The organism is Sulfitobacter sp. M22 (assembly GCF_021736025.1).
Lineage (GTDB): Bacteria > Pseudomonadota > Alphaproteobacteria > Rhodobacterales > Rhodobacteraceae > Sulfitobacter > Sulfitobacter litoralis.
Genome location: NZ_WMEC01000001.1, coordinates 2,760,856 through 2,772,521 on the forward strand (window position 1 = coordinate 2,760,856; position 11,666 = coordinate 2,772,521).

At 59.4% G+C, this 11,666-nt stretch carries 12 protein-coding genes; 9 read left to right on the forward strand and 3 right to left on the reverse strand.

The genetic code is table 11. The annotated features are described in order from the left end of the window. Positions 1–58: 58 nt before the first annotated feature. Both GLP52_RS13535 and rbfA read right to left on the reverse strand, forming a co-directional pair. A complete protein-coding gene (locus GLP52_RS13535) occupies positions 59–805 on the reverse strand; it encodes a phosphodiester glycosidase family protein (RefSeq protein ID WP_093734099.1) in 747 nt (248 codons plus the stop codon). Next, positions 802–1,221, reverse strand: coding sequence for a 30S ribosome-binding factor RbfA (gene rbfA, locus GLP52_RS13540; protein WP_093734106.1), 420 nt, complete (start codon positions 1,219–1,221; stop codon positions 802–804). The genes GLP52_RS13535 and rbfA overlap by 4 nt, the downstream gene beginning before the upstream one ends. Before the next feature lie 79 nt (positions 1,222–1,300). On the opposite strand from rbfA, the gene dapB reads away from it, so the two are divergent. Both dapB and GLP52_RS13550 read left to right on the forward strand, forming a co-directional pair. After that, positions 1,301–2,116, forward strand: a complete 816-nt coding sequence (gene dapB / locus GLP52_RS13545) for a 4-hydroxy-tetrahydrodipicolinate reductase (protein WP_093734098.1) — start codon at positions 1,301–1,303, stop codon at positions 2,114–2,116. Positions 2,117–2,206: 90 nt separating this feature from the next. Continuing rightward, on the forward strand, positions 2,207–2,563 hold the full coding sequence (locus GLP52_RS13550) for a dihydrodipicolinate reductase (RefSeq protein WP_093734097.1): 357 nt from the start codon (positions 2,207–2,209) through the stop codon (positions 2,561–2,563). Positions 2,564–2,635: 72 nt separating this feature from the next. Here the strand turns inward: GLP52_RS13550 and GLP52_RS19615 are convergent, their stop codons facing one another. Beyond that, a complete protein-coding gene (locus tag GLP52_RS19615; RefSeq protein ID WP_093734096.1) occupies positions 2,636–2,914 on the reverse strand; it encodes a DUF1674 domain-containing protein in 279 nt (92 codons plus the stop codon). A gap of 90 nt (positions 2,915–3,004) precedes the next feature. Between GLP52_RS19615 and GLP52_RS13560 the strand changes: the two genes are divergently transcribed. The 7 genes from GLP52_RS13560 (at position 3,005) to GLP52_RS13590 (ending at position 11,603) form a co-directional block, all read left to right on the forward strand. Then, positions 3,005–4,276 (forward strand): RsmB/NOP family class I SAM-dependent RNA methyltransferase, encoded by a 1,272-nt coding sequence (locus GLP52_RS13560; protein ID WP_237271108.1) that lies wholly within the window; start codon positions 3,005–3,007, stop codon positions 4,274–4,276. A gap of 122 nt (positions 4,277–4,398) precedes the next feature. Further along, complete coding sequence (locus GLP52_RS13565) at positions 4,399–6,147, forward strand: heparinase II/III family protein (protein WP_237271109.1); 1,749 nt, start codon at positions 4,399–4,401, stop codon at positions 6,145–6,147. Positions 6,148–6,164: 17 nt separating this feature from the next. Further along, positions 6,165–7,751 carry a bifunctional phosphoribosylaminoimidazolecarboxamide formyltransferase/IMP cyclohydrolase gene (gene purH, locus GLP52_RS13570; RefSeq protein WP_237271110.1) on the forward strand — a complete coding sequence of 529 codons (1,587 nt, stop codon included), beginning with the start codon at positions 6,165–6,167 and terminating at the stop codon, positions 7,749–7,751. A gap of 18 nt (positions 7,752–7,769) precedes the next feature. Next, a complete protein-coding gene (gene lspA, locus GLP52_RS13575; RefSeq protein ID WP_093734092.1) occupies positions 7,770–8,279 on the forward strand; it encodes a signal peptidase II in 510 nt (169 codons plus the stop codon). A gap of 62 nt (positions 8,280–8,341) precedes the next feature. Continuing rightward, positions 8,342–8,845 carry a DUF3035 domain-containing protein gene (locus GLP52_RS13580; RefSeq protein ID WP_093734091.1) on the forward strand — a complete coding sequence of 168 codons (504 nt, stop codon included), beginning with the start codon at positions 8,342–8,344 and terminating at the stop codon, positions 8,843–8,845. Positions 8,846–8,937: 92 nt separating this feature from the next. Then, positions 8,938–10,281 (forward strand): M16 family metallopeptidase, encoded by a 1,344-nt coding sequence (locus GLP52_RS13585; RefSeq protein WP_237271111.1) that lies wholly within the window; start codon positions 8,938–8,940, stop codon positions 10,279–10,281. Next, positions 10,278–11,603 carry a M16 family metallopeptidase gene (locus GLP52_RS13590; protein WP_237271112.1) on the forward strand — a complete coding sequence of 442 codons (1,326 nt, stop codon included), beginning with the start codon at positions 10,278–10,280 and terminating at the stop codon, positions 11,601–11,603. The genes GLP52_RS13585 and GLP52_RS13590 overlap by 4 nt, the downstream gene beginning before the upstream one ends. Positions 11,604–11,666 lie beyond the last annotated feature (63 nt).

The window sequence follows — 11,666 nt, forward strand, 5'->3', positions numbered from 1 at the left end:
AGACTCTGGCTTCCAAATGGTGAAAAATCCTCGCCGAAGGCAAGAAAACTTTTATGCGCTACGATGCGTCCGGTTTCACGACGCCGATAATGGGCCCAAGCGGGCTGAAACCTAGATCATTGCGTCCCAGATCGGGGGCCCGCAGTCTCGAGATATTGCCATCGAAATACAGGGCATTCGGCAGTTTCAAATGATCGCGAAACAGCAGCGCAAAGTCGTAGAAATTCACCGTCTCGTTAGAAATGGCAAAGACCGCTTGTTTGCCATCGGCGCTGGTGCCAACCCCGTTACGAATATAGCGCGACGTGCCATCTTTCAGAAAACGCGGGTGCAGCTTGCCGTCGATCACCAGCATGGGCCCTGACTGGGTGGCGCTGCGGCAATCGGGGGCCTTTCGCACAAAAGCTTTTGTCTCGATCACATCGGCGCGACCATCGCGCAGACACAGCACACCATTGGGCAGCAAACCAAAATTGCCGGGGCCGTCGCTGCTGATGACCTTTTGATGCTCTTTGCCGTTCTCAAGGTAATACCCCACCGGCGCACGGTCATCGTGATACATGCCAGCGTTCATCGCAAAGCCCAATTGTTGGCCCTGCTTTTTCAACGCGGTGTTGAGAGTGTTAAAATACCCGTGCGGTTTGCCCTCGGGGTCATACAGGAACAGCTCAAGCCGGTCCTGCGTCAGGTCGACGTCACATATAGTATAGCCGGTGCCGTTAAAGGTCAGCGTTTGACATGTTTCCGCATGGACGGGCGCAGCGGCCCAGCCCATGAAACCAAGCGCTGCCCAGAACCGTTTCACGTGTCATCCGATCCGCTGTCCGGGGCGTCGGCGTCGCGGCGCACCACGTCCTGCGCAAGCATCCGGCGCGTTTCATCCATCCGGTCGAACGTCTCGTCCAGCTGGAACCGCAAGTCGGGCGCAAATTTCAACGCCAGCTTTTTGGACATCATGCGACGCAGTTCGCCTTTGTTGCGGGCCAACAGCTTGAGCACGTCCTCCTGCCCGTCACCGCCCAGAGGCAGCACATAGGCCGTCGCGATCTTTAGATCGGGAGAGGCGCGCACTTCGCCTACGGTGATCGACATCCGGTTCAGCTCGGGATCGTGGACATCGCCACGCGCCAAAACATCCGATAAGGCGCGACGAATGGTTTCGCCTACGCGAAGCTGCCGTTGCGACGGGCCTGAGCCCTCATGAAACTTGTTCTTTGCCATGCGCTTCATCTAAGGGTTCGTTGAGGTTTTGCCAAGCAGATCACCACGCGCTAAACCAAAGCCGAATAAGGAGCATACCATGAGCGATACACCCGGCATAGTGATTACAGGGGCTTCGGGCCGTATGGGCCAGATGTTGATCGGGCAGGTTTCAGCCAGCGACCGGGTGCATCTTGCAGGCGCGGTTGAAAGGGCAGGGCATGCGTGGGTCGGTCAGGACATCGGTGTGGCCATGGGCGGCGCAGCAATCGGCGTGTTCGTCACCGATGATCCCGCAGCGGCGATGAAAGACGCGCAGGCGGTTATTGATTTCACCGCACCCGAAGCGACCCTCGCCTTTGCGAAAGTCGCTGCGGCAGCTGGTGTGGTCCATGTCATAGGCACTACGGGGATGTCCGATGCGCAGATCACCGGTCTGGATGCACCTTCGAAACAGACAGTTATCGTGCGCGCTGGTAACATGAGCTTGGGCGTCAACCTGTTGACCCAGTTGACCAAACGGGTCGCGGCCGCGCTGGACGCAGATTTTGATATCGAGGTGATCGAGGCGCATCACAATCAGAAAGTCGACGCGCCTTCGGGTACGGCGTTGATGCTCGGCGAGGCAGCCGCCGAAGGGCGCGGTGTTGCACTGGCCGATGTCTCTGATCGCGGGCGCGATGGTATCACCGGTGCACGTAAGCGCGGCGATATCGGTTTTACGGCGATCCGTGGCGGTGACATTGTCGGTGAGCATGACGTGATGTTTGCTGCCGCAGGGGAGCGAATCATCTTGCGGCACATCGCCTCTGATCGCGCTGTTTTTGCGCGCGGTGCCATCAAAGCCGCACTTTGGGGGCAGGGAAAACCTGCCGGCGCGTATGATATGCTTGACGTTTTAGGGCTGAATGACTGAACGCCGACGCCGCCCTATCCTTTAACTGCGGTGAAACTATCTTAACCTTTGTCCCGTATGTTCGTGTGAACAATCTGGTCGGAGGGTGTGATGAGAAAACTGACATTACTGACGTGCGCGGCGTTTATGGCGCTGATCGGCCCCGCGTGGGCCGAGTATCAGAAACTAGACAGTCAACGCGACTTTGTCTCGGTGGTCGAGGGTAAGACGCTAACCCGCCCGCTGGTCGAATTGCGGGTTTCTGAAAGCGGCGGTATTTCGGGCACCGGTGCCGTTTGGGACGTGTCAGGGAAATGGGTTTGGAAGGGCGGATATTTCTGCCGCAGTCTAACTTGGGGCGATGATGACCTTGGCTATAATTGTCAGGAAGTCGCTGTAAATGGTGGAAAAATCCGTTTCACATCGGACAAGGGTACAGGTCAGTCGGCGATATTCTCGTTGCGGTGATCCGTTGGTTTCTCGGCAGTTTACGCTGCGCTTGACCCTGTACACTATCCAATTTCCTGATGCGCGACGACTTTAGAAATCGACCGCGATCCCCTTCTTTTCCCAATCGCCATAGCGGACCGGTTCTGGCCCGTCGCGACCCCCAAGTTCTGTCGGAAGGTCCAACGCTTGTGCTGCCTTCCGGCGTTCTGCGGCCTCCGCCAACGCGCGTTGCGCGGCGGCGGGAAGCTCTTGGTTTACCATAGGCATCGGATCGGGCGTGGGTTGCGGTGGAATATCCGGCCCGGGCTCCGGCATGGGGGTCGGATCATGGGGTGGGCTTGGCATGGGTCGTTTGACGGCTTCGGTCATTCTCTCATCCTCTTGAGGCCACTGTCACCTTGATATACGCCGGAACCAAGCCCAGACAACCCGGGCACCCTAAAGAAGAAAGCGTATCGCATGTCAGACACCGGCGTTCAGGCCCGCAGAAGTGCGGTGTACCTTTTGGATATGATCCTGGGGGAAGAACGTTTGATGTCAGAGCTTCTTGCGGCGGGTGTGCTGGACAAGCTGCCCCCCGATGATCGTGCGCGGGCACAACGTCTGGCCACTGATACCTTGCGTGGGATGGAAAGGGCGGATCGCCTGCTTCAGAAACACCTCTCGAAATATCCGCCGCTGACCGTGCGCAATGCGTTGCGAGTCGGCACGGTCGAGCTTTGTCAGGGCGGTGCGGCGCATGGCGTGGTGAATGCGATGGTTGAACTGGTCGCGACGCATAAAAAACTGGGTCACCTCAAAGGGCTGACTAACGCAGTGCTGCGCAAGATTGCCGCCGAAGGGTCTGAAGCTTGGGCGGCCTTGCGCTCTCCACGGTTGCCCAAGTGGCTACGTGGTCCGCTTACCGAGGCGTGGGGCCCCGAGGCAATAACCGGCATCGAAGCCGCGCATTTCGCAGGTGCACCGCTTGATTTGACCGCCAAACGCGACCCCGCAGCACTGGCAGAGGCCGTGGGCGGTGTCGTTCTGCCAACGGGTTCGGTGCGCGTTGTGGATGCAGGGCAGGTGACAACCATGCCCGGTTTCGCCGAAGGTGATTGGTGGGTTCAGGATGCGGCTGCCGCGTTGCCGGTCAAAATCCTTGCGCCGCAAAAGGGCGAGGCCGTTCTGGATCTTTGCGCCGCGCCGGGCGGTAAGACCATGCAGCTTGCTGCTGCGGGTGCACAGGTCACGGCCGTCGACAGCTCGAAACAGCGGATGCAGCGGGTCAAAGAAAACCTCGCGCGGGTACACCTGCCGGCCAAATCGGTTGTCGTTGATGCGCGGCGATTCGAGGGAATGTTCGATGCGATTTTGCTGGATGCGCCCTGCTCTGCGACGGGAACGATCCGTCGGCACCCTGATCTGCCCCATGCCAAGGATGGTTCGGAATTCGGCGACCTGATCGAACTGCAGTCGGAATTGATCGACCATGCTTGGTCGCTGCTAAACCCTGGCGGCCGCTTGGTTTTCTGTACTTGCTCGCTGCTGCCCGACGAGGGCGAGGTGCAGGTCGACGAAGCGTTGGAACGTCACGCTGACATGCGTGTGGACCCCGATGCCTTGGCCGTGGCCGGCGTAGAGTCGGCATGGACCACAGAAGAGGGCGGGCTGCGCTTGCGTCCAGATTACTGGCCTGATTTGGGTGGTATGGACGGGTTCTACATCGTCTGCCTGCGCAAGGACGCTTAAACATCCCCAATGCGCGGGCGGATTTTCGTCGCCCGAGAAACGGCCTGTCAAAATGCGGTGACTCAGGTGGCAACAGCGGCTAACATCCGCGAAACGCCAGCAGAGCGTACAAGGGCAGCCGCATGACAAGTACCAGCTTCAATGCGCGAAAAACGCGTTTTTTAAATCAGTGGCACGCCCGTGCCGCGACCAAGACGCGTACCAAAGCCACGGGATTCGTTTCCTCGCCCGAACCCCGCACGATAGGGTCATTTGCACGCGGGCGGCAGTTGATTGCGGGCAACCTTTTGTTTTCAGGCAGCCTGATCGAAGCACCGGACGCCTCGAGCCTCTGGGAAGTCGCCACGCCGGATCAGGATTTTGCCCGTGATCTGCACGGCTTTGCCTGGATGGATGATCTGGCTGCGGTCGGCGATGCGCGCGCGCGTGCCACCGCACAGCGTTGGCTTTGGGGCTGGATCGACCATTACGGCAAGGGCCGTGGCATCGGCTGGACCGCTGATCTGACCGGCCGGCGGCTGATCCGCTGGATCAATCACGCGCTGTTTGTGCTGCGCGGCACCTCGCAAAATGAAAGCGATATCTTCTATCGCTCGCTGGTCGAACAAACTGATTTCCTGTCGCGCCGTTGGCATGCTGCAGCCCCCGGATTGCCGCGGTTCGAAGCGTTGACAGGGTTGATCTACGCCGGTCTTTCGCTTGAAGGGCAAGAGGCGCGCGCCGATCCTGCGATCAAGGCGTTGGCCCGCGAGTGCGAGGCGCAAATCGACGCGCAAGGTGGGTTGCCCACCCGTAACCCCGAAGAGCTATTGCACGCTTTCACCCTTCTGACATGGGCCGCCGCCGCGCTTAGCGATGCAGGGCGCGGCACGCCGGCTGCGCATATGGAAGCGATCGAACGCATCGCCCCAACGTTGCGGACGTTGCGCCATGCTGACGGTGGCTTGGCGCGGTTTCATGGCGGCGGTCGCGGAGCCGAGGGATGGCTTGATCATGCTTTGGCAACGGCCAAGATCAAGACACGGCAGCCGGACGGGTTGTCGATGGGCTATGCGCGTTTGTCAGCAGGGCGCACCAGCGTGATTGTTGACGCCAGCCCGCCTCCGGGTGGGGCGGCATCGTTCAATGCGCATGCCTCTACGCTTGCGTTTGAACTGACCAGCGGGCGCCGTCCCTTGGTCGTGAACTGCGGCCCGGGTGATTCATTTGGTGCCGATTGGCGCCGGGCGGGGCGCGCGACGCCGTCGCATTCGGGCTTGTCGCTAGGGGGGTATTCCAGCGCGCGTCTGGCAGAGCCGGACCGGTACACAGGGGCGGAGGCCCTTATTGAATGCCCGACTTATGTGCCCGTCGAAATTGGGTCGGTCGGGGATGGTACGCAGTTTCAGGGCGGGCATAATGGGTATGTCGCGGGCTTTGGTCTGACCCATGCGCGCAGTCTTGAACTGGCCCATGACGGTCGCGGTCTTGCGGGCGAGGATATGCTGCTGGCCATAGAGGAAGCCGAAAAGCGCGCCTTTGACCGCGAAATGGACGCGGTGAAACTGGGCGGTATCCCGTTCGAGATTCGTTTTCACCTACACCCCGATGTGGATGCCACTGTTGATCTGGGCGGGGCGGCGATCTCTATGGCGCAGAAAAGCGGCGAAATCTGGGTCTTCCGCCACGACGGGACCCATAAACTGTCTTTGGAACCAAGCGTTTACCTAGAGCGCAACCGCCTTAAACCCCGTGCGTCCGTGCAGATTCTACTCAGCGGGCGGGTCGTTGACTATGCCAGCAGGGTCAGGTGGTCCTTGTCCAAAGCGCAGGAAACTGCGATTGGCGTGCGTGATTTATCGCTCGACGATCCATATGATGACCAAGATTGACCAAAGGAACCTCCCTGATGCCTGATCTCTACCCCGTCTCCCGCGCGCTTCTTTCCGTATCTGACAAGACCGGTCTGGTCGAGCTGGGGCAGGCGCTCGCGGCGCATGGGGTCGAATTGCTGAGCACCGGCGGCACCGCCAAGGCGCTGCGCGATGCAGGTCTGACGGTGAAAGATGTGTCCGAGGTCACCGGCTTCCCCGAGATGATGGACGGACGGGTGAAAACTCTGCACCCCGTTGTGCATGGCGGGTTGCTGGCGTTGCGGGATAATGACGAACATGTCGCGGCGATGGGTAAGCACGACATTGGCGCGATCGATCTGGTTGTGGTGAACCTGTACCCCTTCGAAGAAACCGTCGCCAAGGGTGCGGAATACGCCGAGGTGATCGAGAATATCGATATCGGTGGGCCTGCGATGATCCGCTCGGCGGCCAAGAACCACGGTTTTGTGAATGTGATCGTCGATGTCGAAGATTACACGACAGTGATCAACGAGCTTTCCGAGAATAACGGCCAGACTACCTATGCGTTACGTCAGCGTTTGGCGCAGACGGCATATGCCCGCACGGCGGCGTATGACACGGCGGTCAGCACATGGATGGCCGCGCAAGTCGGGGGCACCCCGCGTCGTCGTACCGTGGGCGGCACGCTGGCACAGACCCTTCGCTATGGTGAAAACCCCCACCAGCAAGCGGCGTTCTACACCGATGGGTCGGCCCGTCCGGGCGTCGCCACAGCCACCCAGCATCAGGGTAAAGAGCTGTCGTATAACAACATCAACGACACCGATGCAGCCTTTGAACTGGTCAGCGAATTCGATCCGGCCAAAGGGCCTGCCTGTGCGATCATCAAGCATGCTAACCCCTGCGGCGTGGCACAAGGCACGTCGATGGTCGATGCCTATACCCGCGCGTTTGACTGTGACCGCACCAGCGCTTTTGGCGGGATTATCGCCTTGAACCAGACGCTTGACGCAGAAACCGCCGATGCAATCAGCGCGATTTTTACGGAGGTCGTGATCGCCCCGAACGCCACACCCGAAGCGATGGAGATTTTCGGAAAGAAAAAGAATCTACGCTTGCTGACCACCAACGGTCTGGCCAATCCGGCACAGGCAGCGCTGTCGTTCCGTCAGGTGTCGGGGGGCTATCTGGTGCAAGACAAAGACGTCGGTCGCATTACTATGGATGACCTGAAGGTCGTGACAAAGCGTCAGCCGTCCGACCAAGAGCTGTCGGATCTGATGTTCGCTTGGACTGTCGCGAAGCACGTGAAATCCAACGCAATCATTTACGTTAAAGATGGCGCGACCGTGGGCGTCGGTGCCGGCCAGATGAGCCGGGTCGACAGCACACGTATCGCCGCACGCAAGGCACAGGACATGGCCGAAGCCATGGGCTTGCCCGCACCGCTGACGCAGGGCTCTGTCGTCGCTTCCGATGCGTTCTTCCCCTTTGCTGACGGGTTGATCACTGCCGCAGAAGCAGGGGCGACAGCGCTTATCCAGCCCGGTGGGTCGATGCGGGACGACGAAGTGATCGCAGCAGCGGACGAGGCCGGGCTTGCCATGGTCTTTACCGGCATGCGCCACTTCCGCCACTAATCACGGAAAGCGGTCGATATGCGTATTATTTTCTGGGCCGGTTTCGCGGCGTTTTTGGCGGATCAACTGAGCAAGTACATTGTTGTGCACGCGATGGAGCTCAGCCGCATCCGGTCTATCGACGTATTGCCGCCGCTGATCAACTTTCGCTACGGCGAGAACCGCGGGATCAACTTTGGCCTTTTCGGTGACGGGTCCGACGCAAGTCGTTGGATCCTCATCGGGCTGGCCTGCGCCATCTGCGTGGGTGTGGTGGTCTGGGCCAGTCGCCAAACCATGAGCCTTTGGGCCAATATCAGCGCAGGCATGCTGATCGGTGGCGCACTGGCGAATGTCGTTGACCGGTTGATCTATGGCTATGTACTTGATTTCTTGAACATGTCTTGCTGTGGTATCAATAATCCTTTCGTCTTTAACATCGCGGATATCTTCATTTTCGCGGGCGCGTTGGGGCTGATTTATTTCACGGGCGACCCCAAGAAACCGGCAAAAGCCACACCGAAAAAGGCCCCGAAAAAAGGCCAGTGACAATTACCGCGTGACTGCGATATTGGTACAAAGACCTTAACAAGTCCTTAAGGAGATCCGTCATGCGCTTTGTCGCCGCTCTTGTCTTGCTACCGCTTGCCCTTGGGGCCTGCGGCAACACTGGCCTGCGGGACATTCGCAGCTCTGCGAAAGGGCCTGACGAATTCATGATCCAGCCCGCCAAGTCGCTGCAGCAGCCTGATAGCTATACCACGCTGCCCGTGCCAACACCGGGGCAGGCGAACCTGACCGATCGTAATGCGGTTGCCGAAGGGGTCTTGGCCTTTGGCGGCACGCCGCAAAGCAACGCCGAGGGCATTCCGGCGTCCGACGCGGCGCTGGTACAACAGGCCAGCCGCATGGGTGTAACCAACAATATCCGTCAGGAACTGGCCGAAACCGACGCCGCCTTCCGCAAACGCAAGGCGCGGTTCACGCAGATCAAGATCGTACCGACAGATCGCTACGACCAAGCCTATAAACGTCAGATCCTTGACGCCCCCCGCGAGGCCGCGCGTTGGCGTCGTGCCGGTGCGCGCACACCCTCTGCGCCTCCGGCAGAGTGACGCTGGCTGAATTACAATTCTGTTAGGTCCCTTGATCGCCCCGCGAGGTGGCGTAAGTAAGAGGTCTTAGGACCCTGCTCAAAGGACCGACCATGATCAGATTACCGGCCCTCGGGGCTTTAGTCGCGCTTGCCTTGCCCACCTCAGCGGCGCTGGCGCGAGACAACGAAGACGTCACCCATTTCACGCTGAATAACGGGATGGAGGTCGTGGTCGTCGAAGACCACCGTGCCCCGTCCGTGCAGCAGATGGTGTGGTACCGTGCTGGTTCCGCGGATGAACCCAAAGGGTCTTCCGGCGTGGCGCACTTTCTCGAACATCTGTTGTTCAAGGCCACCGATAAGATGGAAGCCGGTGAATTTTCCGCCACGGTTGCCAAGAATGGTGGGCGCGATAACGCCTTCACCAGCTATGATTATACCGCCTATTTCCAGCGGGTTGCCGCGGATCGGCTCGAGTTGATGATGCAAATGGAATCGGACCGGATGAAAAATATCCGCCTGACGCCGGAAAACATCGCGACCGAACGCGACGTGATCATCGAAGAACGCAACCAACGCACCGAGAATGACCCGAGCGCGCTATTCCGCGAGCAGTTGAACGCGGCGCAATACCTCAACCACCGCTACGGCACGCCGGTCATCGGCTGGATGCACGAAATGCGCGAGCTGGACCTGCAGGACGCGCTAGATTTCTATAAGCTCTACTATTCGCCCAACAATGCTATTCTCGTCGTCTCTGGCGATGTGGAACCTGACAATGTGCGACAGTTGGCTGAGCAAAATTACGGTGAAATCCCCGCCAATCCCGAACTGCCTGAACGTTTGCGCACCCAAGAACCGCCCCAAACCGCTGAACGCCGTCTGACTTTTCGCGATGACCGCGTCGCGCAGGAATACGTGAGCCGTTCGTATCTTGCCCAGGAGCGTGACCCCGGTGATCAGAAAACCGCAGCAGCGCTCACGATATTGGCGGAGCTTCTGGGCGGCGGCACGACGTCCTATTTCGCCGAAAAGCTGCAGTTCGATACGTCAATTGCAACCTATTCTGCGGCGTTCTACAGCGGCCAATCGTTGGATGATACGACCTTTAACATTGTCGTGGTCCCGCAGCCCGGCGTCTCCCTACAGGACGCCGAAGATGCGATGGACGCGGCTGTTGCCGGTTTCATGAAAGACGGTGTGGATGCCGAACAGCTTGAACGGATCAAGCAACAGGTCCGCGCCGAACAAATCTATGCGCGCGACAATGCCGATAGCGTCGCCAATCGCTATGGCAGCGCCTTGGCGATCGGGCTGAGCGTGCAAGACGTACAAGACTGGCCGGATGTGCTCGAGGCCGTGACAGCCGATGACATCATGCAAGCCGCCAAGGATGTGTTTAACCGCGAGGCTTCTGTCACAGGGTGGCTGATGCGCGAAGAGGTGACAGAATGAGACTGTTTTACGCTGTAGTTCTGACGATTTTAGCCGCTCTGCCCGCCCGCGCCGAGGTGGATATCCAAGAGGTCACATCCCCCGGTGGCATCACCGCTTGGCTGGTAGAGAAACATTCGATCCCCTTCGTGGCGCTTGACCTGCGGTTTCGCGGGGGCGCGTCGCTGGATGCGCCCGAAAAACGCGGTGCTACCAACCTGATGACCGGCCTGCTTGAAGAAGGGGCTGGTGACATGGACGCGCGCGATTTCGCCCGTGCCGCCGAAGGTCTCGCGAGCAGTTTCCGGTTCAGTGTGGATGATGACGCATTGGCAATCTCAACGCGCTTTCTGACCGAAAATCAGGATGCTTCCATTGCGCTGCTGAAACAGGCGGTGCAGTTCCCCCGGTTTGATCCCGACGCAATTGAACGCGTGCGCGGTCAGGTTTTGTCCGGTATCCGGTCCAGCGCCAAAGACCCCAATGATATCGCGCGCAAGAAGATGGATGAACTGCTCTATGGCGATCATCCCTACGGCTCGCCCCTGAGCGGGACGAAAGATACCGTGACCGCCCTGACCCGTGACGACCTGATCGCGGCGCACAAGGCGGTTCTGGCCCGCGACCGCATCTTCATTGGCGCGGTGGGGGATATTACGCCCGAAGCGCTTGGCCTGATGCTGGACGACCTGCTGGGAGATCTACCTAAGACCGGCGCGCCGCTGCCCCCTCGTGCCGAGGTGACCATCCCCTCGGGCACGACGGTCGTGGATTTCCCGACGCCGCAATCGGTCGCGCTCTTTGCGCAGAACGGTATCTCGCAGAAAGACGACGATTTCTTTACTGCGACGGTACTGAACCAGGTTTTGGGCGGCGGGTCATTTGAAAGTCGTCTCATGACCGAAGTCCGCGAGAAGCGCGGGCTGACCTATGGCGTGTATTCCTCTCTGGTTCCTATGGATCTGGCAGAGACGATCCAAGGCTCCGTCAGCTCGGCCAACGATCGGATCGGGCAGGCGATGGACGTAATCAAGGAGGAATGGACCAAGGCCGCAGCCGACGGTGTGACCCAGCAAGAGCTGGAGGATGCCAAGACCTATATCACAGGTTCCTACCCGCTGCGCTTTGATGGCAACCAGACCATCGCCAGTATCCTTGTGGGGATGCAAATGATCGACCTGCCCATCGACTATATCGCCACCCGCAACGCCAAGGTCGAAGCCGTGACCCTGGATGATGTGAAGCGCGTTGCAGATGAGTTGCTTGATCCCGAAGGACTGGCCTTTGTCGTCGTCGGGCAACCCCAAGGGGTCGATGGCACCGCACCAGTTCAGAACGACTGACGGCTCCTTTAGCAAACCACACATACAGAAAAACGGGCGCTCCACAGCGCCCGTTTTTCGTTT

What these genes read in the sequence shown, in the direction of transcription:
- rbfA (WP_093734106.1), bottom strand. Translation starts at nt 1,221, where the DNA reads ATGGCAAAGAACAAGTTTCATGAGGGCTCAGGCCCGTCGCAACGGCAG.
- dapB (WP_093734098.1), top strand. Translation starts at nt 1,301, where the DNA reads ATGAGCGATACACCCGGCATAGTGATTACAGGGGCTTCGGGCCGTATG.
- GLP52_RS13550 (WP_093734097.1), top strand. Translation starts at nt 2,207, where the DNA reads ATGAGAAAACTGACATTACTGACGTGCGCGGCGTTTATGGCGCTGATC.
- GLP52_RS19615 (WP_093734096.1), bottom strand. Translation starts at nt 2,914, where the DNA reads ATGACCGAAGCCGTCAAACGACCCATGCCAAGCCCACCCCATGATCCG.
- GLP52_RS13560 (WP_237271108.1), top strand. Translation starts at nt 3,005, where the DNA reads ATGTCAGACACCGGCGTTCAGGCCCGCAGAAGTGCGGTGTACCTTTTG.
- GLP52_RS13565 (WP_237271109.1), top strand. Translation starts at nt 4,399, where the DNA reads ATGACAAGTACCAGCTTCAATGCGCGAAAAACGCGTTTTTTAAATCAG.
- purH (WP_237271110.1), top strand. Translation starts at nt 6,165, where the DNA reads ATGCCTGATCTCTACCCCGTCTCCCGCGCGCTTCTTTCCGTATCTGAC.
- lspA (WP_093734092.1), top strand. Translation starts at nt 7,770, where the DNA reads ATGCGTATTATTTTCTGGGCCGGTTTCGCGGCGTTTTTGGCGGATCAA.
- GLP52_RS13580 (WP_093734091.1), top strand. Translation starts at nt 8,342, where the DNA reads ATGCGCTTTGTCGCCGCTCTTGTCTTGCTACCGCTTGCCCTTGGGGCC.
- GLP52_RS13585 (WP_237271111.1), top strand. Translation starts at nt 8,938, where the DNA reads ATGATCAGATTACCGGCCCTCGGGGCTTTAGTCGCGCTTGCCTTGCCC.
- GLP52_RS13590 (WP_237271112.1), top strand. Translation starts at nt 10,278, where the DNA reads ATGAGACTGTTTTACGCTGTAGTTCTGACGATTTTAGCCGCTCTGCCC.